The 26,909-nt window shown below is 63.6% G+C and carries 20 protein-coding genes; 17 read left to right on the top strand and 3 right to left on the bottom strand.

Annotation, left to right across the window (positions count from 1 at the left end; all coding sequences use genetic code 11):
• Positions 1-19 precede the first annotated feature (19 nt).
• From AC1DX0_RS03640 to AC1DX0_RS03705, 14 genes are read left to right on the top strand one after another with little or no spacing between them, the layout of a single operon-like run.
• Positions 20-475 carry an Hcp family type VI secretion system effector gene (locus tag AC1DX0_RS03640; protein ID WP_477220796.1) on the top strand — a complete coding sequence of 152 codons (456 nt, stop codon included), beginning with the start codon at positions 20-22 and terminating at the stop codon, positions 473-475.
• Complete coding sequence (tssE, locus tag AC1DX0_RS03645; RefSeq protein WP_477221089.1) at positions 462-1,217, top strand: type VI secretion system baseplate subunit TssE; 756 nt, start codon at positions 462-464, stop codon at positions 1,215-1,217. The genes AC1DX0_RS03640 and tssE overlap by 14 nt, the downstream gene beginning before the upstream one ends.
• A gap of 1 nt (position 1,218) precedes the next feature.
• Positions 1,219-3,093: a type VI secretion system baseplate subunit TssF gene (tssF, locus tag AC1DX0_RS03650; RefSeq protein ID WP_477220795.1), complete on the top strand. Its 1,875-nt coding sequence runs from the start codon at positions 1,219-1,221 to the stop codon at positions 3,091-3,093.
• Complete coding sequence (gene tssG, locus AC1DX0_RS03655; protein WP_477220794.1) at positions 3,057-4,142, top strand: type VI secretion system baseplate subunit TssG; 1,086 nt, start codon at positions 3,057-3,059, stop codon at positions 4,140-4,142. The genes tssF and tssG overlap by 37 nt, the downstream gene beginning before the upstream one ends.
• A complete protein-coding gene (gene tagH, locus AC1DX0_RS03660) occupies positions 4,139-5,608 on the top strand; it encodes a type VI secretion system-associated FHA domain protein TagH (RefSeq protein WP_477220793.1) in 1,470 nt (489 codons plus the stop codon). Before tssG ends, tagH (AC1DX0_RS03660) begins: the two co-directional genes overlap by 4 nt.
• A gap of 3 nt (positions 5,609-5,611) precedes the next feature.
• Positions 5,612-6,064 (top strand): type VI secretion system lipoprotein TssJ, encoded by a 453-nt coding sequence (gene tssJ / locus AC1DX0_RS03665; RefSeq protein WP_477220792.1) that lies wholly within the window; start codon positions 5,612-5,614, stop codon positions 6,062-6,064.
• Between the two features lie 39 nt (positions 6,065-6,103).
• Positions 6,104-7,438: a type VI secretion system baseplate subunit TssK gene (tssK, locus tag AC1DX0_RS03670; RefSeq protein ID WP_477220791.1), complete on the top strand. Its 1,335-nt coding sequence runs from the start codon at positions 6,104-6,106 to the stop codon at positions 7,436-7,438.
• A gap of 4 nt (positions 7,439-7,442) precedes the next feature.
• Positions 7,443-8,765: a type IVB secretion system protein IcmH/DotU gene (gene icmH, locus AC1DX0_RS03675; RefSeq protein ID WP_477220790.1), complete on the top strand. Its 1,323-nt coding sequence runs from the start codon at positions 7,443-7,445 to the stop codon at positions 8,763-8,765.
• A 1-nt stretch (position 8,766) separates the two neighbouring features.
• On the top strand, positions 8,767-12,303 hold the full coding sequence (gene tssM, locus AC1DX0_RS03680) for a type VI secretion system membrane subunit TssM (RefSeq protein ID WP_477220789.1): 3,537 nt from the start codon (positions 8,767-8,769) through the stop codon (positions 12,301-12,303).
• Complete coding sequence (tagF, locus tag AC1DX0_RS03685) at positions 12,285-12,827, top strand: type VI secretion system-associated protein TagF (protein WP_477220788.1); 543 nt, start codon at positions 12,285-12,287, stop codon at positions 12,825-12,827. Before tssM (AC1DX0_RS03680) ends, tagF begins: the two co-directional genes overlap by 19 nt.
• On the top strand, positions 12,827-13,924 hold the full coding sequence (locus AC1DX0_RS03690; protein ID WP_477220787.1) for a DUF2169 family type VI secretion system accessory protein: 1,098 nt from the start codon (positions 12,827-12,829) through the stop codon (positions 13,922-13,924). Before tagF ends, AC1DX0_RS03690 begins: the two co-directional genes overlap by 1 nt.
• The gene (locus AC1DX0_RS03695; RefSeq protein WP_477220786.1) at positions 13,921-14,946 is read left to right on the top strand and encodes a beta-ketoacyl synthase N-terminal-like domain-containing protein; all 1,026 of its coding nucleotides are present in this window, start codon (positions 13,921-13,923) and stop codon (positions 14,944-14,946) included. The genes AC1DX0_RS03690 and AC1DX0_RS03695 overlap by 4 nt, the downstream gene beginning before the upstream one ends.
• The gene (locus tag AC1DX0_RS03700; RefSeq protein ID WP_477220785.1) at positions 14,943-16,010 is read left to right on the top strand and encodes a PAAR-like domain-containing protein; all 1,068 of its coding nucleotides are present in this window, start codon (positions 14,943-14,945) and stop codon (positions 16,008-16,010) included. Before AC1DX0_RS03695 ends, AC1DX0_RS03700 begins: the two co-directional genes overlap by 4 nt.
• Before the next feature lie 53 nt (positions 16,011-16,063).
• A complete protein-coding gene (locus AC1DX0_RS03705) occupies positions 16,064-16,969 on the top strand; it encodes a hypothetical protein (RefSeq protein WP_477220784.1) in 906 nt (301 codons plus the stop codon).
• Between the two features lie 57 nt (positions 16,970-17,026).
• Here AC1DX0_RS03705 and AC1DX0_RS03710 read toward each other — a convergent pair whose 3' ends face one another.
• Genes AC1DX0_RS03710 through AC1DX0_RS03720 form a run of 3 tightly spaced genes read right to left on the bottom strand, consistent with a single transcriptional unit; the run spans position 17,027 to position 20,121 of the window.
• Positions 17,027-17,362, bottom strand: a complete 336-nt coding sequence (locus tag AC1DX0_RS03710) for a hypothetical protein (RefSeq protein ID WP_477220783.1) — start codon at positions 17,360-17,362, stop codon at positions 17,027-17,029.
• On the bottom strand, positions 17,362-17,787 hold the full coding sequence (locus tag AC1DX0_RS03715; protein ID WP_477220782.1) for a DUF6484 domain-containing protein: 426 nt from the start codon (positions 17,785-17,787) through the stop codon (positions 17,362-17,364). The genes AC1DX0_RS03710 and AC1DX0_RS03715 overlap by 1 nt, the downstream gene beginning before the upstream one ends.
• A 9-nt stretch (positions 17,788-17,796) precedes the next feature.
• Positions 17,797-20,121: a type VI secretion system Vgr family protein gene (locus AC1DX0_RS03720; RefSeq protein ID WP_477220781.1), complete on the bottom strand. Its 2,325-nt coding sequence runs from the start codon at positions 20,119-20,121 to the stop codon at positions 17,797-17,799.
• 250 nt (positions 20,122-20,371) lie between these two features.
• On the opposite strand from AC1DX0_RS03720, the gene tagH (AC1DX0_RS03725) reads away from it, so the two are divergent.
• The 3 genes from tagH (AC1DX0_RS03725) (at position 20,372) to tssM (AC1DX0_RS03735) (ending at position 26,810) form a co-directional block, all read left to right on the top strand.
• A complete protein-coding gene (tagH, locus tag AC1DX0_RS03725; RefSeq protein WP_477220780.1) occupies positions 20,372-21,424 on the top strand; it encodes a type VI secretion system-associated FHA domain protein TagH in 1,053 nt (350 codons plus the stop codon).
• A 294-nt stretch (positions 21,425-21,718) separates the two neighbouring features.
• Positions 21,719-23,230 carry a type VI secretion system protein TssL, long form gene (gene tssL / locus AC1DX0_RS03730; RefSeq protein WP_477220779.1) on the top strand — a complete coding sequence of 504 codons (1,512 nt, stop codon included), beginning with the start codon at positions 21,719-21,721 and terminating at the stop codon, positions 23,228-23,230.
• Between the two features lie 22 nt (positions 23,231-23,252).
• Positions 23,253-26,810 (top strand): type VI secretion system membrane subunit TssM, encoded by a 3,558-nt coding sequence (gene tssM, locus AC1DX0_RS03735; RefSeq protein WP_477220778.1) that lies wholly within the window; start codon positions 23,253-23,255, stop codon positions 26,808-26,810.
• Positions 26,811-26,909 lie beyond the last annotated feature (99 nt).

A 26,909-nucleotide genomic window follows, 5' to 3' on the forward strand; every position in this document is an offset into this window, starting at 1 on the left:
AAAGCGGTGGAGAAAGACAATGCCAGTCAAGATTGATGGTTTTCTGAAGGTTCCCGATATCAAGGGCCCCAGCACCCGCGACGGCCACGATGACGAGATCGAAATCCATGGCGTCGACTACAAGATGGTCGCACCCTATGACCCGAATTCGCTGTCACGCCGTGGCCGCGTCTCCATGGGCATGATCAAGTTCACCAAACACTACGACAAATCCTCGCCCTATCTGAAAAAGGCTTTGTTCGAGAACAAGGCGCTCGATGAAGTGGTTTTCTCCGCACGCCGGACCATCGATGGCGAGACCAAGGACTATCTGGTCGTCACGCTCACCGACGCCTCGATCATGGAATACGACATGTCGCAGGCCGAGGATGAGGAGGACCTGATCCAGGAGGAGGTCAGCTTCGCCTACAAGAAGATCAAGTTCGTCTATGACGGCAATGATGAAGCCGAAATGGATGTCTATGTCGGCAAGTGAGGTTCGGCGGCCCGGCGCGGGCAAGCAACAGATCGCGGGCAGCCTGCGGGCGAAAAGCGAGGCGGTCCAGCCGTCGCTGTGGGATCGCCTCGTCAATGACCTGCCGGGCCTGACCTCGGAGATAGACGGGCTGCGCCATGTCCTGCTGGACGAGCTTGGCGCGGACCGTCTCGAAACCCTCGTTGCCGGCAGTGCGCGGACCATCGACGCCGATGCGGAGCTGACGCCCGACCAGAAACGGCGTCTGCATCGCCTGGCCTTTCAGGCCCAGCACCGTGTCGAGATCGAAAGCCGCGGTGTGGTGGTATCGGCCCGCGTGCTCAGGGAAGCGGTGCGGCGCGACATTGAGGCTCTGTTCAACACCGAGCGCTTCGAGGCCACGCCGCTGCTTTCCGACCTGGAAAATGAGCAGATGGCGGACAATCCACCGTCGCTTGCCGATTTTCCGGAGGTCCGTCGAAGCGTGGTCAATTACGGCGTGCCTTCCTTCTCGGGCCGGTCGTCCCGCGACTTCGACCGCGACGTGCTGGCGCGCGAAATCCGCTCGGTGCTCGCCACCTTCGAGCCTCGGCTCAAGGAAAGCGCGACGAAGGTTACCGTCACCCTGGGCGACAAGACCGTGGGCCTGAAGATCGAGATCGATGCCGTGCTGATCATGACGCCGACACCGGAACGCATGCGCCTGCGCACCACGATCAATCTCGACAACGGCTTGGCGCGGACCGAAATTAGGGACGCCTGAGATGGATCGGGTTTTCGTCGAATATTACGAGGAGGAACTGACCCATATCCGCAGCCTTGCGGCGGAATTCGCCGACATGCATCCGGCGGTGGCGCGCAACCTTTCGCTCGATACGGTGCCCTGCCCCGATCCCTATGTCGAACGGCTGCTGGACGGCGTCGCCTTCCTCGCCGCGCGCACAAGACTGAAAGTCGACGCCGAGCGCTCGCGATTTTCGCGCAGCGTGCTCGATGTCCTCTATCCCGATCTGGTCACGCCGGCACCGGCAACCGCGATGGCGGTGCTGAAACCCGGCCAGCAGGTGCAGACCATGCCCGCCGGCCACGTCGTCAAGCGCAACACGCGGCTGGTCTCCAGCCTGCAACCCGGCCTGTCGACGCGCTGCACCTTCTCCACCGCGCAGGACATGACGCTGTGGCCGATAGCAATCACTGCGGTCAGCTATTTTCAGGATCGCAGTGCGCTGGCGGCGGCCGGCATCGGACCGATCGGCGGCATCGCCGGCGAGGCGGCGCTGCGGCTGGTGCTGACGCGGACCGGAAAAGGCAAACTCGACGAATTGGCGCTCGACCAGCTTGACCTCTACTTCGCCGGACGCACCAAGGCGCCGCTGCTGTTCGACGCGATTTTCGGCGCCTGCGTGGCCATTGGCGCTCGGCCTGAAGGCAAGACCAACCGGCTTTCGCCCTTGCCGGCACCCGAAATGGTCGGCATCAGCGACGACGAGGCCTTGATGCCGCGCACCCGCCCGACATTCGAAGGCTACCGCCTGCTGCGCGAATACTTCGTCATGCCGGAGCGCTTTCACTATGCGCGGGTCCTGGGGCTGCAGCCGGTGGTGCGCAAATGCGAGGCCGGACTGGAGATCATCTTCCTGTTCCGCCGCCCGGCGCCCGAACTCGCCGACCTGACGCCGGCGGATTTCGAACTTTTCGCGACGCCGATCATCAATCTGTTCGAGCGTGAGTGCAACGTCGTCGAACTCGATCAGCGCAAGACGCGGCAGGTGCTGCATGCCGACCGCACGCGGGCGCGCGACTTCGAGATCTATCGTGTGCTCCGCGTCGAGGATGCCGACAGTGAAGGCAGCGACGCCGAGATACCGGAGCTGTTCAGCCTCGGGCAGAACCGCGGCAGTGGCTGGGTCTATTCGACGGAACGGCGGCCACGCCGGGCGACGGAAGATGAGCGGAGCGACGGCCTGACCCGCACGTCATACACCGGCGACGATGTTTTCCTGGCCGTATCGCGGCCGCTTGGAAGCCCGGCGAACCGGCCGTTGAAGCGGCTCGACATCATGGCGCTTTGCACCAACCGCGACCTGCCAATCCTCGATGACAATCCGACCTTGACGCTGGAGGCCGGCGACCCGGTCGAATCCGTGCGGTTGCTCGGTGCACTGCGTCCGCCGCAGCCGGCCATCCCCGCGGCACTGCCCACCGGAGCCGACGACGAATCCCGGGCCGACGATCTCGCCTGGCGACTGGTGGCGCAGCTGGCGCTCAACTTCTTGAGCCTCGCCAAGGAGGGCCGCGGCGTCGATCCGCTGCATGCATTGCTCGATCTTTATGCCGACCGCGGCGATCCGAGCCTTGCCCGCAACGTGCATTCGATCGTGCGCATCGACTCGCGGTCGGTGATCGAACGGCTGCAGATCGACGGGCCGATGTGCTTCGGGCGCGGCACTGAAGTGACGCTGCATGTCGACCAGTCGGTGCTGGCCGGGCAAAGCACCTTGCTGCTGTCGGCCTTGCTGGCGCGGCTGTTTGCCCGTCATGCCGGAATAAACGGCTTCGTGCGAACCCGCACGCGGCTGCTGCAGAAGCAGGAGGATGTGCCATGGCCGATGACGCCCGGCAATCGCTACCTGATCTAGACAAGACAGCTGGTCTGGACAAGACCGGTCCAGACCGGGCCGAAGGTCTGTCTGAAGCGTTCGACTTTTTCGAACTGCTGCGCCGTCTCGAACAGCGGAGCGGTCTGTTCGGCCATTCCGGACGCCCCGACCGCGAGCCGGCAAGGCTTGGCCAGCATGTGCGCCTCGCCTTTTCCGCGCGGGATCTGGTGCAATTCCGCGAAGCCAGCGACAAGGCTCCGGCCCGGGTCACGGTTGCAAATCTCGGTCTGTTGGGGCCTGAGGGTCCGATGCCGCTGCATCTGACGCGCTGGGTGCTCGACCGCCTGTCGCAGCGCTGGTTTGCCGGCGCCGACGCCCAGCAGACCAGCGACACGACCTTCGTGGACTTCGTCAACATCCTGCAGCACCGCATGATCGCCCTCTACTACCGGGCCTGGGCTGATGCGCATCCGGCGGTCCAGGTCGAGCGCGCGGTCGGTGGCCGCGTTCGCGCCATGCTGGAAGCGATGGCGGGGATTGGACTTCCGGGCACCCGTAATCCTGACCTCGACACCGTCAAGCTTCGCCAGGCGGCGTCACTCGCCAGCCAGGTCGACGGCCCGGAACGGTTGACACTGTTCCTGGCGGAAGCGTTCAGGGTGCCGGTTCAAATCAAGGAGTTCATCGCCGCCTGGATAACCATACCGACCGGTCTCCAGACCCGCCTTGCAAAAGCCTATGCCGGGCTCGGCCGGGGGGCGACGATCGGCCCCCGCGTTTTCAACCGCCAAAGCAGGATCGAGCTGCGCGTAGGCCCTCTCGGTTTCGAGGAGTTCAAGGCGTTCCTGCCGGGAGGCTCGCGCCTCAAACTGTTCAAGCAGGCCGTTCGCGATATGGTCGGGGAATCGCTCGACGTCGACCTGCGCATCGTGCTGGCGCGCGAAGCGGTGCCGCCGCCCCGCATCGGAGCGGTCCAGCTCGGCCGGACCGCCTGGCTTGCGCGGCCCGCCGAAAGGGGCGATGCTGACGAATTGCGGCTGCGGACAATTGTCGGATGGCGGCCGGAGATGGCGGGGGTCGCGGCATGAGCCTGCTGCTGACGCTGGAGCAAGGGCCACGCACCCAGGCGGTACGGCAGACCCGGCTGGACGAAGGCGAGCTGGTGATCGGCCGCAGCGCCGACGCAGGCTGGCAGATCAACGATCCCGACATGTTCGTTTCCCGCGCCCATTGCAGGATCACGGGTGGGCGAGACGGCTATTTCGTCACCGACACGTCGAGCAGCGGGCTCTACATAAACGACTCCGACAGCCCGCTCGGTGCCGGCCAGTCGACGCGGCTTCAAAGCGGCATGCGGCTGAGACTTGGCGACTATGTCGTCTATGTCGACCTGCAGTCGCCGACAGCTCAGACACCCGCTGCCAGCCAGCCAGTTGCGGAACGCTTGCCGCCGGCATCGCGGGCGCCGCTGAGTATCGGCAGTGATGACTTCTTTTCCGCCAAGGTCGAGGAAGAGCCGCGACGGCCACGTCCAGCCGATCTGCCCAATCCGTTCGAGCAGCCGGTTGCGGGCGCGTTCGAGCGCGCAGCCTCCAGCCAGCGCAGCTCGCCTGCTTTCGATGACCCGTTCAGCCTCGATCCGGTTTCGTCGCCTGGGTCGAAAGGTGTTGCCCCTTATCCCGAACCTGGCTCGCCAAGCTTCGCGGACCCGTTCAGCCTCGACTCGGTGCCTCCCCTCAACGGGTCCACCGAACCTGCCGCCGGAAAGCCATCCGAATTCAAGGACGACTTTGGCTTCGGACCAGCCGCGGCGCCCAGTTCGGCAAACGGCGCCGGCGCGATCGGTCAGCGCGAACGAGCCCCCCAAAGGCCGCAATCCGCCAATCCCTGGGATCTGCCTGTGCAAGCGGCTGATGCCCCGCCTCCGGTGCGCACTGGTGCTGCCGCCAAACCCGCCCGCATGCCGGCAGCGGCACAGCTGGGGGACATGGCGCTTCGCTCCGCATTCCTGCGCGGCATCGGCGTCGAGGAAGCCGATTTTCCGGGGCGCGACAGCATTGCGGAAATGGAGAAGTTCGGCCGCGAATACAGGCTGATGATGGAAGGCCTGATGCAGCTTCTGCGCAAGCGGGCCGAGGAAAAGGGCAACGCCCGCGTCGCCCAGACCATGGTCGGGGCTTCCGAAGTCAATCCGCTCAAATTTCTGCCGACGATTGACGACGCCATCGTCACGCTTATCGCCGAGCGCAGCCCCGGATTTCTGGCCGGCGAAGCGGCAATCGCCGACGCGATCCGCGATCTCGCGCAGCATCACGTGCGCGCCTGGCGCGGCGTGCAGGCCGCATTGCGACGTATGGTCGACCGTTTTGAGCCGGCTGCGATCGAGCAGGAGCTGAAGTCGAATTCGGCGCTCGGCAACCTGCTTGCGGGCGGGCGCAGCGCCAAGCTGTGGGAGCTTTACCAGAAACGCCATCGTGAAATCGCCGAGAGTGCCGAGAAAAGCTTTCTTGGCGAAATCGGCGCCGATTTTCGGGACGCATATGAGGAGGAGTGAGACATGATCGACCGACGTCAATTCGTTGTTACCCTGGGCGCGACCGGGCTGCTTACGGCTTGCCAGAGTGGTCCGCCAAAACCCTCGGTGATCACCATCAATGTGACCGGAGGGGCCGGCATGAACCCGGGACCTGGCGGTGGCGACCGGCCGGTGACAGTTCTCGTCATGCGGCTGCGCAGCACCGGCAAGTTCAATTCCGCCGACTACTTTGCCCTGCAAGGCGATTCCGGCTCGGCGCTGGCAGGCGATCTCATCGGATCCGACCAGATCGCCGTCGGGCCGGGTAAATCCGCGTCGAAAACCATCACCGTCGAACCGGACGCGACGGCGCTGGGCTTCGTCGCGCTGATCCGCGAACCCACCGGCAGGAACTGGCGCACGACCAAGTCGGTGTCGTCGGGATCGAAATTCACGATCAATGTCTCGCTTGGCAGCGGCGGCATTTCCGCCTAGCGGCCAAGGCAAGGGGAGCTCGATGCAGAGAGTAGCGGCATGAGCGATGCAAACAGGGTGCTGTGGTCCGAAGGGCTTTTCCTGCGGACCCAGCATTTCCAGCAGCAGGATCGCTTTTTCGAGGCGACAGTACGCGGCGCGTTGCAGGCCGGGCAACTGCATACGTTCGGCTTTCAGCAGCTGACGCTGGACCAGGCGTTGCTCGACGCCGGCCAGGTCGCCATCCTGTCGGCACGGGGCATCTTTCCGGACGGGACACCTTTCGCCATTCCAGAGATGATGGACGCGCCGCGGCCGTTGCCGGTCACGTCCGATACGGCTGCGGGATCGGTGCTGGTCGCCTTGCCGCTCGAGCCTCCCGGCGGTGTCGGCTTCGATCCGGCACACGCCGCCGCCTCGGGAGCCCGCTATCACGGGCGGATCGTTTCGGTGCGCGACGCCGTCCAGGGCGGTTCAGACCCTGAAGAGATCGAAATCGCCCGGCCACAAGCGCTGCTGCTTGCACCCGGCAAATCGGTTGGCGGCTACACAGCCTTGCCGATCGCCGATCTCAAGGGTGTTCGAGCCGATGGCGGCGTCTCGCTGGACGAGACCTTCCTGCCGCCGACACTGGTGACCGGAGCGGTTGCCTGGTATCGGCAACTGCTGCTGGAAGTCGTCACCGGCCTCGACCAGATCGCCGAGGCGCATGGCAAGATGGTGATGGGCGGACCGGGGCGCAGCGTCGAAGACCTGCTGATGCTTAACCTCGCCAATGCGGCGCGGCCGCGGCTGGCCCACATGCTGGCGCAGGATGTCTTCCATCCGGCCGAGCTTTACCTTGAACTTGCCGGGCTCGCCGGTTCGATGGCGACGTACGGATCGAGCGCGCGGCGGCTGGGCGAGCTGCCGGCTTACGATCACATGGCGCCCGGCCCCGCCTATATGGCGCTGGCGGATGCGCTACGCTCGCTCATCCTCAGCCTGCGCTACATCGAACCGAAATCGCGGGCGCTGCCGGTCATGCGGCATTCGACCAATGTCTGGAAAATCCGCATCGACAACCCGAAGCTGCTGGTGGCCAGCCGCATCGTCATCCGGGTCGGTTCGGAGCTGTCGGAAGACGCGCTGCGCAAGATATTCGTCAATCAGGCGACTGTCGGTTCCGCCGACCAGTTCGAGGGCTTGTGGAAATCGCGTCTGCCCGGCATTCCGCTGAAACCGCTTCATTCCCAGCCGCGCGAAATCCCTTACGACGGCGATCGGCTGTGCCTCGAGCTGGACCAGAAAAGCGAACACTGGGCGTCGCTGCTCGATGCCCCCGGCTTCGTCATCGGCGTTTCGGGCGTATTGCCAAGCGAGCCGCAGGTGGACTGCTACTCGGTGAACAGGTGAGATGATGAGCCGCGATGATCCTTTCGGACTGTCGGAGGATCGCGAACGCACCCGCATAAGGCTGACCGGCGCGCCGATGCCGCGGCCGATGGCGCCACTCTTGCCGGGTGCGGCGGTGAAGCGGTCTCGCACCCACCCGAACGCACTCGTCAACGCATTCGCGCCCTTGCTCGAATTCGCGCCCGAGCTTGAAAGCGCGCTGGCGCCGGAGAACCCGGAAGCGCTGCGCACCCGACTGCTCGAAGAACTGGTTCGGGCACGCGACACGGCAATGTCGACGGGCTCCTCGATGGAGCGGGCCGATCAGGCAGCCTGGGTGGTGGCGGCGTTGCTCGACGATCTCGCCCTGAACACGCCCTGGGGCGGGGCCAGCGCCTGGCCGAGGCAGCCGCTTGTGGTCATGCTGCGTGGCGACGTCGATGCCGGCACGCAGTTCTTCACGCGTCTCGACGAACTGGAACGCCATCCCAACCGCGACCGCGAATTGCTGGAGCTGCAGTACAATTGCATGGCGCTCGGCTTCCGCGGCAAATATCGCGTGCCCGGCCGCTCAGGCGATCGCTCGCTCAATGCGGTTCGCGTGGCGGCGGCACGCTTCCTGCGCGATGCCGACGCCGAGGGCGCGCCGCTGTCGCCAAACTGGAAGGGCGTCATCGCCTCCGACGAGCCGCAGCGCTTCATCGTTCCGATCTGGGTCATGGCGCTCGGCGCGGCGGTTGTCGCCACCGCCATCCATATCGGGCTGTCGATGGGGCTGAGCAGCCAGGCGGTCGAACTATCAGCCCTTGTGCGCGCATTGCCGCCGCCCGAACGCGGCGACATCAGCCGGACCTCGCCCAAGGTCGATGCCCCGCCACCGGAAAAAGTGGATTTTGCGCTGTTGCCGGAATTCCAGGCCGGGGCGCCGGCCGACCTCAAATCCGCCCTCAGCGGCACCGAGAGCGTTTCGCTGGCCAAGCTGATCATCCAGGCTTCCAATCCCGAACTGTTCCAGTCGTCGCGGCCACAACTGAGCGACGGCTTCGAACCGCTGATCGCTTCGATCGCCAAGGTGATCCTCGCCAATCAGGAGCTGATCGGGAACATCACGGTGATCGGTCATACGGACGGCGTTCCCCTGCAAAAGACCAACCCGCTGTCGACCAACCAGCGGCTGTCGGAGGCGCGCGCCCAGACGATCGCCGACATGCTGGTGCAGAACGGGGTGCCGCAGGACCGCGTCCATTCCGAGGGCCGCGCGGCGACCGACCCGGTGGCCAGCGACAGCACGCGCGAGGGGCGAGCCTTGAACCGCCGCGTCGAGGTGCTCGTCGAAAAGAGGCTGTGAGATGTTTATCCTGCGCTTCCTCTGGGCGGTCCTGACATCGCGCTGGCTGTGGACGCTGATCGGCATCACGCTGCTGTCCCTGGTCATCTGGGTGTTCGGTCCGATCGTCAGGGTCGGTCCGTATTCGCCTTTCGATTCCGACAATGTGCGCATTGCCATGATCGCGGGGCTGATCATCTTCTGGCTGATCTGGTTGATCGTCGCCCAGCGCCGGGCGATCCGCGCCAACCGCATGTTCGTCGCCGAGATCGCAGCACCCGTAGCGGAAAAGCCGCTCAGCCCCGGCGAAGAGAACGTCGCCGCCGTCGGCGCCAAATTCGCCGAAGTGATGGCCGAACTGAAACGCCGCAAGCTCGGCGGACGCAAGTTCCTGCGCGAGATGCCGTGGTACGTGATCGTTGGGCCGCCGGCCACCGGCAAGACCACCGCCTTGCGGCAGTCCGGACTGAATTTTCCGATCGACCTCACCGACGATTTGCAAGGCGTCGGCGGCACGCGCAACTGCGACTGGTTCTTTTCCGAGAGCGCCGTTCTGATCGACACCGCCGGCCGCTATGTCCAGCAGGAGAGCCAGCCCGATGTCGACGCGGCGGAATGGCTGGGCTTCCTCGACCTTTTGAAGAAGCATCGCGGCCGCCGCGCGCTCAACGGCGTGATTGTCGCGCTGTCGATCGACGTGCTGTCGGAGGGCGACGAAGCCATCAAGGCGCATGGCCGCAAGATCCGCCGCCGGCTGGCCGAGCTCAACGACCGGCTCGAAATCCGCCTTCCGGTCTATTTGATGCTGACCAAGGCCGATTTGATCAAGGGTTTCGAGGCTTTCTTCGGCGGCCTGTCCACAGCCTCGCGCGAACAGGTGTGGGGAACGACCTTCGCGCTGGATGCGCGCGTCGATGCCAAGACCATCGAACGCGAAATTTCGACGCTGGCGACGGAGCTCGAGCGGCGGCTGGTGCCGCGCCTGGAAGACGAGGACAAGCTCGCCGCCCGCGCCGAGATCTTCAGGTTTCCCGCCCAGCTGTCCAGCCTGTCCGAACCGATCCAGGTGCTGGTCGAGGCGATGGTCGGCGAAAGCCGCTATGAAGAGGCAGCCTGGCTGCGCGGCCTCTATCTGACTTCAGCGACGCAGGAAGGGGCGCCCATCGACCGGCTGACCGCTGCGCTGTCGTCGTCCTTCGGCCTGCCGCCACGGCGGGCCCTGCCCGCGCAAAGGGTGGAGAAACGCAGCTTCTTCCTGAAGAACCTGCTCACCGAAGTCATCTTCAAAGAGGCCGGCCTCGGCACGTTCGATCCGCTGGCGCAGCGCCGCCGCGCCTGGATCTGGCGCGGTGCGGCGGCTGCGTGTGCTGCGGCAGCCGTGCTGGCCGGCGGGCTGTTCACTTGGTCCTATTTCGACAACCGCAACGCGATCACGGCGCAGGCGAGCCAGTTCGAGGCGCTGCAAACGCCGCTGACCGCAACTGCCGCAAATCCGGCATCGGTGCAGCAGCCTGCCATAGACGGCGCACTCGAGGCGATGGACGCGGTCGCGAATGCCCGGACAGCACCGCCAGGCGCAGCCCAGGATCTGCTGGGGCCATCGGCCTCGGCGGAGCTGGTGCGGGCACAGACCGACACTTACGACCACGCCCTGCGCAACGTGCTCGAACCACGGATGGTGGCGCTGCTCGAGGCGACCATGTGGCGGCAGATCCGCGATCCGGATTTCATGCTCGGCGCATTGAAGACCTATCGCATGATGACGGGCCTGTCGCAGATGGACCCCGATTTCGCCCAGAACTGGTGGGTGAACATCCTGCCGGAATTCGCGGCCGCAGCACCCTTTCCGACCGCCGATGCCGAAGAGCATCAGCTTGCCGCCATCCGCCGCATGGCGGTCGACGAAAGCTATGTCGCGCCCGACCAGGCGCTGGTCGCCGAAGCGCTGAAAACAGTGTGCACGATCTCGTTGCCGGCGCGGGCCTACAAGCAGTTGCTGGCCGATCCGGAGGTGGCCGGGCTCAAGGAGTGGATCCCGGCCAATTTCGCCGGCCCCAATGGCGGCAAGGTGTTTGCGCGGCGTTCGGACAAGACGCTTCGCGTCGGCATTGCCGGAGCGTTCACCTATGCCGGCTTCCACGACGCCATTCTCGACCGCATCGACGATGTCGCCGCCCAGGCGGCGCTCGATCGCGCGGTTTTCGCCGGCGGCTGCTCGGAAAATTCCGAGACCTCGGTCTCGGCGCTGTCCGAGGATATTCTAAAACTCTACTATGACGACTACATCGCGCAATGGGACAGCTTCCTGCGCGACATGCGGCTCGCGCCATTGACCGATCTCAATGTCGCCAGCGAAAACCTGAAGGACCTCTCGAGTGCCGATTCAGCCTTGAAGCGGCTGCTGACGGCGGTCGTTCAGGAGACCGAACTGACGCGTTCCGACGACGCGCCCGCCGACAACAAGGCGGCGGCCAAGGGTGCCTCGAAACTGCTCGGCAAGTTGGGCAAACTCGGCAAGCTGGCGACAAGCGGTGCGAAACTGCTGCCCCGCGCCGGCTCAGCCACAGAGGTGGACCTGACCGGCAATCTGGTGGCCGAACATTTCAAGCCGCTGAAGAGCACCATTGCCGAGGTCGACGGCCAGCCGCCGGCGCTGGATGCCGCCGTCGTCGCGCTGACCGCGCTGTCGAACGTTTTGCAGACGGTCACCGCCAACCCCAATCCGCAGGATGCCATCAAGAAGCAAGGCGGCCTTGCCGAACTGACCGGTGCGGTCGCCAGGCAAGCACAGATCCTGCCCGATCCTATCAACGTCTGGCTTAGCGGAATTGCCGGTGACACCAGCAATCTGACGCAGAAGGCGGTCACGTCGGAGCTCAACGCCATCTGGCGGGCGGACATATTGCCGTTCTGCCAGGCGGCGCTGAACGACCGCTATCCATTCAGTCCCGACAGCGCTGTGGACGTCAATGTGCGTGATTTCGCCCGTTTGTTCGGGCCGGCCGGACTGATCGACGGTTTCATCAACGACCACCTGATCAACTATGTCGACACCACCAGCCAGCCATGGAAATGGCGCGCCGATTTCGGCCTCGATCCTTCGGCGCTGGCGGCGTTCGAGCAGGCCAGGCATATCCGCGACGATCTCTTTCCCGGTGGCACCGGACCGGTGATGAGCTTCACGCTCGAACCGAAGGACCTGTCTCCCAACGTCACGCGGGTCACGCTCAATCTCGATGGTCAGACGCTGGTCTACTTCAACAATGCGACGCGGCCGCAACCGATGACCTGGCCGGGCAAGGACGGCACCGGGGTCATTTCGCTCGCCTTCCAGCCCATCGACGGATCGCCCGAAATCATGCTCAACGAGACTGGCAGTTGGGCGTGGCTGAGGATGCTGCGCAACGGCCGTTTCGCCGGCACGTCGCTCTCCGATGTCTACAGCCTGCGCCTGGGCACGAAGGGAATGTGGGCCGATTTCGAACTCAAGGCCGCCAGCGTCGAGAACCCCTACAATCTGCAGATGTTCAAGAAATTCTCATGTCCGCCGCAGATATGATCTTGCCCGGCTTTTACGGCAAAATGCCCGCCACCGGCGACTTCGTGACGCGGCGGCTGTCGGGCGACTTTGTCCGCGGCTGGGACCGCTGGCTGGCGCAGCATCTCGTCCCGCTGTTCGGCTCGGAATTTTGGCCAGGCACAACCGCGCTGCGCTTTCTGGCGGGTCCGGTATCCTTCGGCGCATCGGCAGGCATCATCGTGCAAAGCGCCGACAGGGTCGGAAGGAAATTTCCTTTGAGCGTCGTCGCCCAGCTTGCCGAAGCTCCCATTCAATTCGCCGACGCCGAGGCGTGGTTTGCCAGCATCGAAGCGGCGGCCACCGCCGCCCAGAATGGCGAGCTGACGCCCGACGAGTTGGATGCCGCGCTGGCCGGACTGCCGGTGCCATCCGTCGAGGCAGGCGACGAGATCATCGGCGATATGGTGATGTGGACGGCCCGTTCGGACATTTTCGACATCGATCCGCAATCGCCGCAGGCGACTTTGGAACAGATCCTCGCTGCCAGCTGGGAGACCAGCTGATGCAGATCTGGAACCAGATGGGCTATCCGCACCAGTTCACCATGGCCATGGACAAGGCCGGCCATGAATGGATTGTCGTGGTCGTCAAAGGCACGTTCGACTTCCCCGCCAAGCCGGGCGGACTGGTGCAAAAATCGGCGGAGCAGGTGCCGCTGGTGATGGCCGACACACAAACCGGCGTGCCTGGCTACTCGGCCACGCTGTGGGAGACCGACTTCGCCTTCCGCAAACCGCGCTGCGACGTGATCGCCAATGGCTGCGCCTACGCGCCGGGCGGGCGCCCGGCCGAGCGCGTGCCGGTCGGCATCAAGGTTGGCAATTGGTCAAAACTGTTCGAGGTCGTCGGCCACCGCGAATGGCGCTCCATCGGCCCGGTTTTTACCGCCACAGCGCCGCAACCCTTCCTGAAACTGCCCATCTCCTATGACGTCGCCTGGGGTGGTGTCGACAGGCTCGACCCGGAGGACAAGCTCCCCGGCAGCTACAAATACAACCCGGTCGGGACCGGCTGGTCGCGCACCAAGAACCAGCGGCTGATCCCCGGCCTGCGGCTGCCGAACACCCAGGCGGTCGGCGAAGAGGTCCGCTCGCCATTCGGCGACTACAAGCCGATGAGCTTTGGCCCGATGGGCCGTGGCTGGCCGGGCCGCATCGAACATGGCGGCACTTACGACGACAACTGGACCAAGAACATCTTTCCGTTCCTGCCGCCGGACTTCGACGAGCGCTATTTCCAGTCGGCGCCGTCCGACCAGCAGATCGACCTGCCGAGAGGTGGCGAGGTCGTGCAGCTGGTGAACCTGACGCCCGAGGGGCGCACAGGTTTTAGGCTACCCGCGACGGCGCTGCCGCTCACCTTGTTCAAAGGCCGCGCCAAGTCATTCGAAGGCGAGGTCTACCCGGACACGATCCTGTTCGACGCGGAGAGCAGACGGTTCTCACTGGTCTGGCGCGTATCGCAGCGGATCAAGCGAACCATCCTCGACTTCACGGAAGGTTGGGTCGGGCCGCCGACGCCGGCCATGCTGAGGGCGCGCGCGACAGGTCGTACCTATATCCGCGCCAACGGCACCGCGCCCGAGGAGGAAGACGCATGACCTCCCCGATCGAGATCGTTTCGGTTGGTATGGTGACGGCCGTTGGCCTCGATGCACCCTCTGCTTGCGCAGCGATGCGCGCCCGGCTCGACGGCTTTCAGGAAACGCGTTTCACCGGCTCGCCCGCGGGATGGCTTACGGGTGCACCCGTGCCGCTGCCACGCAACTGGATCGGCGAGAAACGAATGGCCCACCTGGCGGCCGGGGCCATAGCGGAGGCTTTCGACAATCACCCGCAAGCGCGAGGGCAGACGGCGCTGATCCTCTGCCTTGCGGAAGAAGATCGGCCCGGCCGGCCGGTGCGGGACAATCTTGCACTGCTGCGCCGGATCAGCGAGATCGTTGAAATAGAACCGCATCTGCGCTCTCGCATCGTGGCTTTTGGCCGTCCGTCCGGCCACGTCGCGTTCGATCAGGCGCGCAGGCTGATTGCTTCGGGCGAAGCGCCCTATGTCATGATCGCGGGTGTCGACAGCTATCTGACGGCACCAACGATTTCCCACTATCTCAGCAAAGGCCGCCTGCTGACGGCAGACAATTCGAACGGCTTCATTCCAGGCGAAGCTGCAGCGGCGGTGCTGTGCACCCGCCCGCGCAATGGCGGTTTCAGGCTCTTCGGGCTCGGTCTTTCGCGCGAGGCGGCTTCGATCTACAACGGCCAGGATTTGCCGTTGCGCGCCGACGGCATGACAGCCGCCTATGATGCGGCGTTCCACGAGACCGGGATCGAGATGAACCGGCTCGGCTATCGCATCGCCGATCTGATCGGCGAGCAGTACTGGTTCAAGCAGACTGCGCTGGCCTCGATCCGCCTCCTGCGAGGGCGCCACGAGTTCCAGGACCTGTGGTCACCCGCGGAGTCGCTTGGCAATATCGGAGCCGCAGCCGTTCCAACAATGGTCGGCATGGCCTGGACCGCAGCCGGCAAAGGATATGCCGCCGGCAATCCGGTTCTCATCGAGGCATCGTCCGATGCCGGTGCCTGCGGCGCCGCGGTGTTCGCTTACGGGAGAACGGCATGACGGTGTATGCCAATGGCCTCGAGGTTGCCTGCAAAGCGCAAGCGAACCAGGTTATCGCGGCTTTTCCTTACGTCTGCTTCACGCCGCCGCAAACGCCGGCAACCCCACCCGGCGTTCCGGTTCCCTATCCGACGTTTGGGATGGACAGTGACACCGACAGCGGCACCGGCACGGTCAAGATCGGCGGCAAGACGGTCACTCAGAAGAACAAATCCTATTACACCAAATGCACCGGCAACGAGGCTGGCTGCGCGCCCAAGAAGAACCTCATCACCTCCGTGAACACGGGCAAGGAATACGCCCATGCCTGGTCGGGCAACGTCAAAATGGATGGTGAGCCGATCAGCCGTTTCACCGACATTTCGTCGAACGACCATGCCTCCCCCACGGCCGGCGGACCGCCAATGCCCAAGGTCGCCACGGCCACGGTGGCGACCTTCAAATGCTCCGACCTCGAAATCAAGCCTTACAAGGAGCTGGAATGCCCGGACGGTTATGAGAAGGAGCATACCGTCGAGGTCCAGTTCTTCACCGCCGAAGGCGTTCGCGACCTGACGCTGGATTGCTGCAAGGCCTATGACGACAAGGAAGCGCCCTGCATTTGCATGAAGGCAAAATGGCTGGCGGGCGAAGGTGCGAAGGCCAAGGCGGCCGGCGTACCGACCAAAAAGATAATCGGCAAGAAACGCAAAACCCCGCACAACTTCAAGTCGGCAGACGCCCGCAACTGGCTGAGCAACAATTCGGCCGGCAAGCTCGGTGATTTTACCGACACTTGCGTGAACAGCACGGTCAAGAACCTGGATGACCCGAAAATTCCGCCGGCCGTGCATGCCGCTGCGACGGAGTGCCTGAAGACTGCCAACATGGAATACATGAAGAAGAGCATGAACAAGTCCGAGCAGGAGGTCAAAGACAAGACGGCCTGCCATGGCAGTTGTCCGAAGGCGAAGGATCAGGCTCGCCTCGTGCAGGTTGCAAAAAAACGCCTGAAGAAAGCCGCCGGAGGGGAGTCCGTGGTCGTGACAGCGGCGGACGTCGCTCCCTCGAAAGTGTCCTGTTAGCCGACCGACCGGCTCTCGGGGAACCGCAGCCACATCTCAGGAGGATGACGCGGATGAAAATGGACAAGGAAGACCTCGAGGGGTTCGCAACCGACAGCGACACGGACATCGAATGCCTTCAGATCGCGCCCTTGGGCGGAGGCAAGGCGGCCATTCTGTTCCTGCTCAGCGATGCCGACTATGTCACGACAGTCTCGGTGATCTTCATCGTCGATGATTTCAACCCCAAGACAGCGCGGGGCTTCCTGGTGACCTCCGAATGGCTGATGTCGCTTTCGGCTGCGCCTTCAGGCGAGTTGTTCGCGCTGGAAGCCACGACCTGGATCTGGCGCAATGCCGATGCCAACTGGGCGCGTGACAAGGTCAGCCAGAAGAGCCTCAGGCAAGTCTGGGCCGAAGATTCCGGCGGACCGATTGCCGTCGGCACGGACGGCGTGGCGTACCGGCTGGCCGGCTCGCAATGGCAGCCCATCGCCCCGCTTGGATCCAATGAGTATCTGGATGTTCACGGGCATCCGAAACATGGCATCTACGCCTGCGGCGAGATGGGCACCATTCACCAACTGGTGGGCGCGGGCTGGCGCCCGCTGGATGTGCATCGGCACGACCGGTTTCGCGGCATCGACATTGCGCCGGACGGCAAGATAAGGGTCGCGGGCGACGATGGTGTCTGCCTGTGCATCGCGGATGAGGAAGTGACCCAGATCGAGGCTGCCGCTGACATGACCTATCTCGCCGTGCGCAGTTTCAAGGGCAAGACCTACTGGGGCGACGAAGCTGGCCTCAATATCGAGGTGGGCGGCGCGCTTGAGCCATTCGAGGACACCGGCATCGCGTCGGACCTGCGCAGCGATGGCGAATTCCTCTATGTGGCCGGTATCGATACCGCCTGGCGCTTTGACGGCCGCAAGTGGAAAACACTTACCCTCGTCTATGACGAAGGCCTTCGGCTGACGTGACCGCGCCGGGTTGGGCCGAGCATCTGCCCAGTACCCGCAAGTTGGCGGACGGCGGTCCTAATGCCCGTTCTCCGATAGATACGCCCGCACTTTGGCGAGGTCGAGTTCGGCGATCCGCGCCGGCGCGCCATTCACCAGCATGCGGAGCACGAACATTTCACCTGCCTCCGGATATTCGGCATAAAGCAGTTCGGCGATCTCCTGCCCCACCTGGCCCGCGACCCGAAGGCCATCGAGATGAGCGTCCAGCCGTTCGACAAGGCGCGCGAGGCGCTCCTCGTCCATGTCGGGGTTTTCGTCAGGGTGCAGCAAATGGTGGTCGTAGACGGTCCACAGAAATGCCGCCATTTCCGCATGCTGTCGCACAATCTCGCGAAGAACGACCTTCGGCATCAGTTTAGGTTCACCGACCCGCCCCGGATACGGTTCGTGGCGCTGGCATGGCTTGTCACGTAGGTGCCGCGAATGGTGATGCGGCCGTCCTTCTCCATGATGATCGTCGCCTTGCCGCAGCGAAGCTCGACACGCTCGTCACCCGTTATGGTTACGCGCTCTCCGTCGCGTATGACCTGGGCGGCGGCGGATTTGCGCGACGGCTCGACAATCCGGCCGACGATGAGTGGTCGGTTCGGATCGCCCTCCTGGAAAAGCAGCGCCACCTCGGCGCCGATCATCGCCGATGTCAGCTCGGTCAGGCTACGCGCCGGGATCGCTGTTTCCTGCGGATTTCCGGGAAACACGACCAGTGGCGCGTCCTCACCGAAGCCCAGGAATATGCCGATCACAACGCCTTCGATTCGCTCTACAACCTGTGTCATCGTCCGCCTTCAATTCTGCTTAATTTCCGAACCCTTCATCGTGATGTCGCTCGAGGCCTTCATATTGATCTTGCCCGAGCCCTTGACGGAAATGTCCTTGCCCTCGATGGTGATCGTACCGTCTTTCTTCATCGTGATCGTCGCGGAACCGCATTTCAGGGCGATGGAATCGCCCGCCTCGAGCACAAACGTCTTGCCTACATTTATGGTCGCGTCCTCGCCGACCCGGACCATGCTGCCTTTTGCGACCTTGAGCTCATGGGCCGCACCAATTTCGGTGACATCGTTGCTCGCGATCTTGGTGTTGCGATCCTTGCCGATCTGAGAAACCTTGCTGCCGGCAATTGCGAAACTCTGGTCCGCGCCGATCTGGACACTCTGGCTGGCGGCAATTTCCCAACCATCCGAAGCACCGATGTTATGGCTCTGCGCAGCACCAACCGTAACCGACCGCGTCGCGCCGATGGTGTTTGTCTGCGGCCCGCCGACGCTTCGTGTCTCGGATGCACCGACGGTATCGATGCGGGCGGCGCCGACAGTGACGGTCTGGACAATCCCGACGGTCTGCGAGTGGTTGGAGCCGATCGTCTCCGTCGAGTTCGAACCGATGCCAATCGTCTCATTCGACCCCACCGTCAGCGAGCGGTTCTTGCCCACTGTCTCGGTGTCGTTCGAGCCGATATTCGTGGTCTGGTCGACGCCGACCTTGACCGTCTTGTTGTTGCCGACGTCCTCATCGAGGTTGTGGCCGACGGAATGCTTGGCGTCGTGGTCGATGCGGTCGGACTGGTCGTGCTGGACGAGCTTGGTGCGGTCGTGCTTGATCAGAAGGTGGTGGTCCTTCTGCGCCTGGAAATTGACCAGTTCGGAGCCGGCCTTGTCCTCGAACATCAGCTCGTTGTAACCGCCGCCGCCTTTCGAAGAGTTGGATTTCCAGCCCGATTGCGTTGCGTTGCCGGGCAAGCCGTAGGGCGGCATCTGCGAGGCGTTGTAGACCCTGCCGGTGATGATCGGCAGATCAGGGTCGCCTTCCAGGAAGTCGACGATCACCTCCTGGCCGATGCGCGGTATCTGGATGAAGCCCCAGCCGCTGCCGGCCCAGGTCTGCGAGACACGGACGAAGCAGGAACTGTTTTCGTTCTTCTTGCCCAGGCGGTCCCAGTGGAACTGCACCTTCACCCGGGCATATTTGTCGGTGAATATCTCCTCGCCGGAAGGGCCGACCACCGTCGCCGTCTGCGGCCCGCGCATGATCGGCCGCGGCGTGATCCGCGGCGCGCGATAGGGCAAGGCAGTCGGTGCGACACCCAGCACGAGTTTGAAATTCTCGCTGTGGGCCTCGTTCTGGGTTCTGTAGCCCGGGTCGAACAACCTGTATTCGGCGCTGACCACCAGATACTCCTGGTTCTGGTCATCGCGCGGAAAGCTTTCCAGCTTGAACGTGCAGCCGGAATGGAGGCCGCGCACGGTTCCGACGGCAGTGATGCGCTGGTGCACGGCCTGGAGTTCCTCGCGCCGGATACCGGCCAGAGTGTCGCCGCGCCCGACATCGAGATGCGCCCCAGGCTGGCGATAATTCTCGCCGGCAGCTTCCTTGTGGCTGAACGGCTGGGCCGACTTCGCCATCAGATCGGCCCCAGGCTTCTGGAAATCATAGTCGGTATGGGCATAGGCCCCCGGCCGCACCGAACTGCCAGGAATCCATTCGGTGATGTATTCGACGTCGCGCCGCGAGCCCTGCCCCTCGAAATTATAGGGTATCTTCTCGTAGCCCGGCGCCGGCTTCAGCTTGCTCATCGCGTCGCACAGAACGAGCGTGTGCTTGCCCTCGTCATGCTCGAAGAAATAGAAGATGCCTTCGTGCTCGAGCAGGCGCTGGACGAAATCGAGATCGCTCTCGTCATACTGCACGCAGTATTCGCGCGACGGGTACGACCCCTGCAGCCGCTTCTCGAATTTCGCCGTACCGTATTTCGAGAAGATCTTTTCGACGATCTCGACAGCGGTCATGTTCTGGAAGATCCGGCAATCGGTCGCATTGCCGAGAAACCAGAGCCACGGCCTGACGACCGCTTCGTAATAGGCCAGCCGGTCCTCGATGCGGGTCAGGCGGAACTCGGACACCAGGCCGCTGAACCACCGTTTTGGATCGGATTCTCCTTCGACCGAAACCACGCCCCCCAGCATCTTCAGCGGATCGATGTCGGAGTTGGGCCCGACGAAGCCGACCGTATAGGCAAAGCAGCGGCTGATCTCGTCGCGGCCGACAAGATGCGTGAAGGTCAGCTCGGCGCCGACCGGTGTCTGCACAACCGTGGCACGTTCGTTCGGCATGGGTCGTGCCCCTCCTGGACGCGGCCGCCGGCGCGGTGGATTTGAAGTTCCCGCCATCTCATCAGGAACTTTTCAGGACCCGCCGCACCAGGCCATGTTGAGCCTACCACATGTTGTCGCGCCGACCAAAGAGGACGCACGGTGGAAAATCCTTACCCTGTCGATGCATTGCCTCGAAACGCTGCTGTCCTGTTGTATGTGCAAACTGCTAGAATGTGGAGTATCGGTCAGTGTTCGACGGCGATCCTGGATGTACATCAGTCTGCAAATCAACAATGTCGACGCCTTGCCTGCGGGCATCTCGACCGGCTACGCGGCGCGGGATCGCAGCTTCGAAATCGGACGCGATGCTTGCGACTGGACCTTGTCGGACCCCGACAAATTCATCTCGGGCCGGCATTGCGAGGTCCGCTACGTGGCAGGTGCGTTCTGGCTGCACGACGTCTCGCGCAACGGAACCTACATCAACGGGTCAAGCCAGCGCATGACCGGCCCGCATCGACTGGGCAGCGGCGACCGGATGCTGATCGGCCGTTATGTCATCTTCGTGTCGATCGACGAGGAGCGGGTCGCGACCGGCCATCCAAGCCACGGTTCGACGCAGCGCGAAATGCCGGCTGCGGCAGGCCGGTCGCTGGAATTCGGAGATGGGCCGTTCTTCGACCCCGCGGAACAACGGTCCGGGCAGCGCGGTGCCGCATCGACGTTCCCGTCACAACCGCCTTTGCCCTCGACAAGAGACGAAGTGCTGCGGGAAATCGCGATCGCGGCCGGCATCTCGCCGGAACTACTGCAATCGCGCGACCCGCATGAAGTTGCGGCCGAGATCGGCGCGGTGCTGCGGACGGTGGTCGAGGAACTGACCTTGCTGCTGAAGGCGCGCGCGGCGGCGAAAATGCTGGCCAAGAGCACGCAGAGAACGATGATCAGCGCCGCCGACAACAACCCGCTGAAATTCGTCCCGGGAACCGACGACATACTCGAGATCATGTTCGCACGGCGCCGGGCCGGCTATCTCGATGCCAGGCGCAGCATCGAGGATGCGTTCCGCGATCTCAAGACCCACGAATTCGCCACCTATGCCGCCATGCAGGCGGCGCTGTCGCGGCTGCTTGACGACCTGTCTCCGGAAGCGATCGGAAGAAAGCTTCCGCCGACGTCGTTCTCGTCGAAAAAGAGCCAGGCCTGGGACGCTTTTGTCGCGACCTGGCGAACCATGGAGGAAGCACACGAGAACGGCATGTTGGACATATTCCTGGCCTATTTCAGCGAAGCCTATGCCAAAGCCGACAAGCAGAAATAGGCGCTTCCGGGGCGCGTTGCAGCCGACGAAGATACCTCTTCGGCGCGCGGCATCCGGTTCCAATCGAGAATTTCCGGGATTACGATCGCATACGACAATTCGCCAAGCGGGTAAGGCTGATCGACCTGGGGGTCTGCGGCAAATGTCATCTTACAGCGGGATAGTAAGGAGTAGCCGACCGTCCTCAAGACACTGCCCTGCTGCGCAGGGCTCGCCTTTGCGTTACCTGGCCGCGAAGAGCTCTGCGCCTGTCCGGCAAGAGCGCGGGCGTCAGGCGCGGACGGACGATCGGCCATGAACTCGAAGGACGATCCTTTCGGCCCGGCGGGCAAGACCGTCATTCGCGCCACGCCACGGCGTGAGCGAAAACCGGCGCCGATCCCACAGGAGCCCGCCGAGGATGGCGGGCAACGCTCGCCGGTCAAGGAGTCGACCGTGTTCGATCCCGGCGTCGGCCGGCATACGCCGCCTGGTTGGACATCAGGGACCGTGCTTTATCAGGGAACTCCTCCTGTTGCGGCAGGAAGCGGCGCTTCCGCTGCGAAGCCGGCGCCGGCTCTGCCACAGGAGACCCTGCTCGATATCACCGACAGTGTCCGATATTCTGCGGCAAACCCGATCCTTGCCGCGGCCGCACCCTTGCTGATGCTGTTCGGCCAGCTCAGGCTTGTCCCCGTCGAGAGACGAGCGGAGCCGTTGGCCGAACATGTCGCTGAGGCGATCGATAAATTCGACAGGACACTGGAGAAATCAGGTGTTGCCGAAGAGGATGCGCGGATTGCTAAGTTCGTCCTTTGCGAAACAGCCGACGATCTCATCGGCAACCTGCCTTGGCCACGCAAGGACACCTGGGCGCAGCACAGCATGCTGTCGCAGTTCTTCCACGTCGAGCCTAACGGGACAGGCTTTTTCGAAGCGCTGAACAAGGTCCTGGCCAGCCCGGAGACACACTACGATCTGCTCGAACTGATGCATGTCTGCCTGTCGCTGGGGTATGAGGGCCAATATCGCGGCCTGACACGCGAAGACACCAATCTCGAACGCGTTCGGCGCGACGTCTACGAAACGCTTCGCTATTTCAAGCCTCGCGCCGACGAGGACATCTCGCCTCGCTGGCAAGGCTTGGCGGCGACGATGTCACAATCGTCGACACGCCTGCCGCTGTGGGCCGTCGCGGCAGCGGCAACGGCGCTGCTGACAGCGGCGTTTTTCGCACTACGGGTCTTCATCACCAATGAAGGCGACGCCACCGCCGGTGAATTGCTGGCTCTCACGCCATCGACGCCGATCGCCATCGAGCGCGCGAGCGTGGCGCCGTTGGCCGAGCCGGTGAAAGTCACTCCGCCTGCAGCCACAACCACGCAGATCGACCGCATCCGCTCGGCACTGGCCAAGGACGTCGAAGCCGGCGGACTGACCGTCGGCACGAAGGGCGACTTCATCGTCGTGGAAATCAACAATCTCCTGCTGTTCCAGTCCGGCCGGGCCGAGGCGAAGCCGGGGTTCCAGCCCATAGCCACTGATATCGCAGCCGCCCTGGAACCCGAGCGCGGACCGATCAGGATCGTCGGCCACACCGACAATGTGAAGCCGCGAAAATCGAGCCCGTTCAAGTCCAACTTCGACCTGTCCGTCGCCAGGGCGAAGGCCGTCGAAACGATGATGGCGCCGAAGTTCAGCGATCCTTCGCGGCTGACCGTCGACGGCAAGGGCGAGGACGAGCCGATCGCCGACAATGCGACGCCGGAAGGCCGCGCCAAGAACCGCCGTGTCGATGTGATGATCGCCAAGGAGGAAACATTGTGAGCACGGCCGGTTGGAAGCGCCGATGACGCGTTGGCTGCTGCAGATCTTCAGCATGATCGCGCTGGCCGGTTTTTCGGCGGCCGTGTGGTTTGCCGGACCGTTGATCCGCTTCGCCGACAGCCGCCCTCTCGGGCCTGTCTGGCTGCGCGCGGCAATCATCGGTGTGATCGTGGCGACCGTGGCGATCATCTACGGATTGCGCTTCTGGAAGATGCGCAAAGCGCAAAAGGCGCTGGAGACCGTCGTTGCCCGCAACGACGACAGGGACAGCGACTCGCAGGTGCTCGAAGCGCGCATGAACGAAGCGATCGCCGCGCTCAAACGGTCGAGCGGCAAGCGCAATTTCCTCTATGAGGTCCCCTGGTACATCATCATCGGCCCGCCCGGCGCAGGCAAGACAACGGCACTTGTCAATTCCGGCCTGAATTTTCCGCTGGCCGGTTCGGGTGATGCCCAGCCAGTCGCCGGCGTTGGCGGCACACGCGCCTGCGACTGGTGGTTTACCGATCAGGCCGTGTTGATCGACACCGCCGGACGCTACACGACGCAGGAGTCCAATGCGCAGAGCGACAGCAAGAGCTGGCTCGCCTTCCTGGCGCTGCTCAAGAAATACCGCGCACGCCAACCGATCAACGGCGTCATCCTGGCGATCAGCCTTGCCGATCTCATCGGCCTCGACGATCAGCAGCTTGACGCTCATGTCGTCGAGATACGCAGTCGCCTGCGGGAAATCCACGAGACGCTGAAAATCCAGTTTCCGGTCTATCTGCTGTTCACCAAGGCCGATCTTGTCGTCGGATTCATGGACTATTTCGGCGGTTTCGACGAGCCGCGCCGACGCAAGGTCTGGGGCGCGACATTCCAGACCGCCGATCGCACCAAGAACATGGCCGCCGAGGCTCCGGCCGAATTCGATGCACTGGCAAGACGCCTGGTCGAGGAGATGCCCGACCGCCTTCAGGAAGAGGCTGACCCGGCCGCGCGCATATCGGTCTTTGGCTTTCCGGCGCAGTTTGGCGCGCTGAAGGTTCGAATTACGAGTTTTGTCGCCGGCCTGTTCGATCCGGGCCGCAGCCAGGTGAATGCCAGCCTGCGTGGGCTCTATTTCTCGTCAGGCACGCAAGAGGGGACGCCCATCGATCAGGTGTTGGGCGCGATCGGCCGCAGCTTCGGCAGCAATTCCCGCGCCCATCTTTCCGGAAGCGGCAAAAGTTTCTTTCTGCATGATCTGCTGACAAGCGTCATTTTTGCCGAATCCGGTTGGGTTTCGTACGACAAATCGGCGGCAAGGCGTGCGGCGATCGCCCGATTTGCCGGGCTTAGCGCCATCGCCTTGATCGCCGCGGCGGCCCTCGGAACGCTCGCCCTGAGCTTCACCGCCAACAGGTCGCTGATTGCCTCCACCACGCAGGCCATGGGCCAGTACCGCACGACGGCGGACGCGCTGCTCAAAAGCACCGAGGTGACCGATGTCGACCTCGAAAACGTCATCGGCCCGCTCGACCAGTTGCGCGATCTGCCGGCCGGGTTCGAAACCGGCGACGCACCGACACCGATCGAGGAGACGTTCGGCCTCAGCCAGCGGGACAGACTGCTTTCGGCGTCCAGGACGGCTTACCGGCAAGCGCTGGAGCGCATGTTCCGATCGCGTCTGCTGATCCAGGCCGAGCGGACGATCCAGGCCAAGATGGCCGATCCCGCCGCGCTCTACGAACCGTTGAAAATCTACCTGATGCTCGGCGGCAAGGCGCCGAAGGTCGACGACGCCTTGATCATCTCCTGGATGAAGCAGGATTGGGAGCAGAACCGCTATCCGGGCGAAAACAACCGCCCAGGACGCGAGCAGCTCGAAAAGCACCTGCGCGCCATGCTTGCCCTGGACGACGCCTATGATCCGGTTTTCGAACTGAACCAGCCGCTCGTCGAGGCCGCCCAGCGCTCGCTTGGGCGGATGAGCCTTGCCGACCGCGCCTCCGCCTTGATCAAGTCGGCGGTATATTCAGCGGCGCTGGAGGATTTTTCGGTTTCCGTCAAAGGCGGCCCGGAGTCGCAGCTGCTGTTCGAGCGTGTCGACGGCGGCGACCTGTCAGGCCTTCGTGTTCCCGGCCTCTATAGTTGGGCCGGCTTCAACCATTTCTATCTCGGGCAACTCTCGCGCATTGCGCAGACGCTCGTCGACGACCAGTGGGTGCTCGGTGGCGGCGGCGAGCAAGGCGGCATCGATCAGGAACTGCTCAAGCTCGGCCCCGAACTTCTCGATCGCTATGGCAAGGAATTCGCAACGGCGTGGAACAGCGTTCTCGACGGGTTGAAATTCAAAGCTATGCTGAAGGACAAGCCGCACTATATCGCGCTTTCTGCCGTCGCCTCACCAACCTCGCCGATCGAACAGCTGTTTACGGCGATCGCCGACGAAACCGCCCTGACGCGCGACGCAGCTTCCGGCCAAGACACGAGCACCGGGGTCGAAGCCGGCACGGTTCAAGGCCAATCTCCGGACGCAGCAAAGATGGCCAAGGGCCTAGCGCGCATCGGCATACAAATCGCCACCGGAAAATCGCAAAGCCGTGCCGGCATAGGATCCGCAGCAAACCAGAATCCCGGGGCCAATATCGAAGCGCAGTTCAAATCGTTCCAGGCCCTGGTGAGCGGTCCTGCCGGACGCCGGCCGATCGATGCCTTGACGCAGAATTTCCGCGACATCTACCAGAGCCTGCAACTGGCGACCGACGTGCCTTCACAGACGGAACGCGTCAACGCCAATCTGCAGCTGCAGATAGCCACCCTTCGCGCCAATTCCTCGCGCCTGCCCAAGCCACTCGCCAGAATGGTCAATGCGACGGCGGACGAGTTTGAAGGAAATGTCACAGAGACCTCGGTGGCGAATTTGAACCAGCTGCTCGACCAGGCGGTCACCGCGCCTTGCGAGGCGGCGATCAACGGCCGTTATCCTTTCTCCGGCAATGCCACCGAGGACATGGCGATGGCGGATTTCGCCAAACTGTTCGCTCCGGGTGGGCTGATGGACCGGTTCTTCGCGCAAAACCTCGCATCGCTGATCGACATGAGCGGTCAGGACTGGAGCTGGAAGCAGGATGCGCGCTTCGGCCGCGACCTGTCGAAATCGACGCTGAAAAGCTTCCAGCAGGCGGCCGAAATCCGCAGCGCGTTCTTTCCCCAGGGCGGTTCGACGCCCTCGATCAGCATCACCTTCACGCCGTTCTCACTGCATGGCGATGCCGATGCGGCGGTGCTCGATGTCGACGGTCAGACCGTGCAGAGCAACCAGGCGGGCAACGCGCCGAGCACCTTGACGTGGCCGAGCGGCGCGGCTTCCGGATCCGCCAGCCTGAGCCTGACGCCGGAGATGCCGGGCCGCGAATCCAGCATCAAGTTCGAAGGGCCGTGGGCGCTGAAGCGGCTCATGGACAAGGCGACCATTACCGGGACAGACAGCAATGTCGAAGCGCGCTTCGTGATCGGCGGGCGCGACGTCACCTATACGATCCAGACCGGCTCCGGCCCCAGCCCCTTCCTGCTTCCGGCACTTCCCGGATTCAGCTGTCCGAAGGCGTTTTGAGATGGGCTTCGAACCTTTCAACGCGTTGACACCCCGCATGAGCCGCAGGGACCCGGACCTTAATTTCGATACTTTAATGGCCGAGCCTGTGGCAGACTG

It is taken from the genome of Mesorhizobium sp. P3_A9 (genome assembly GCF_056402975.1).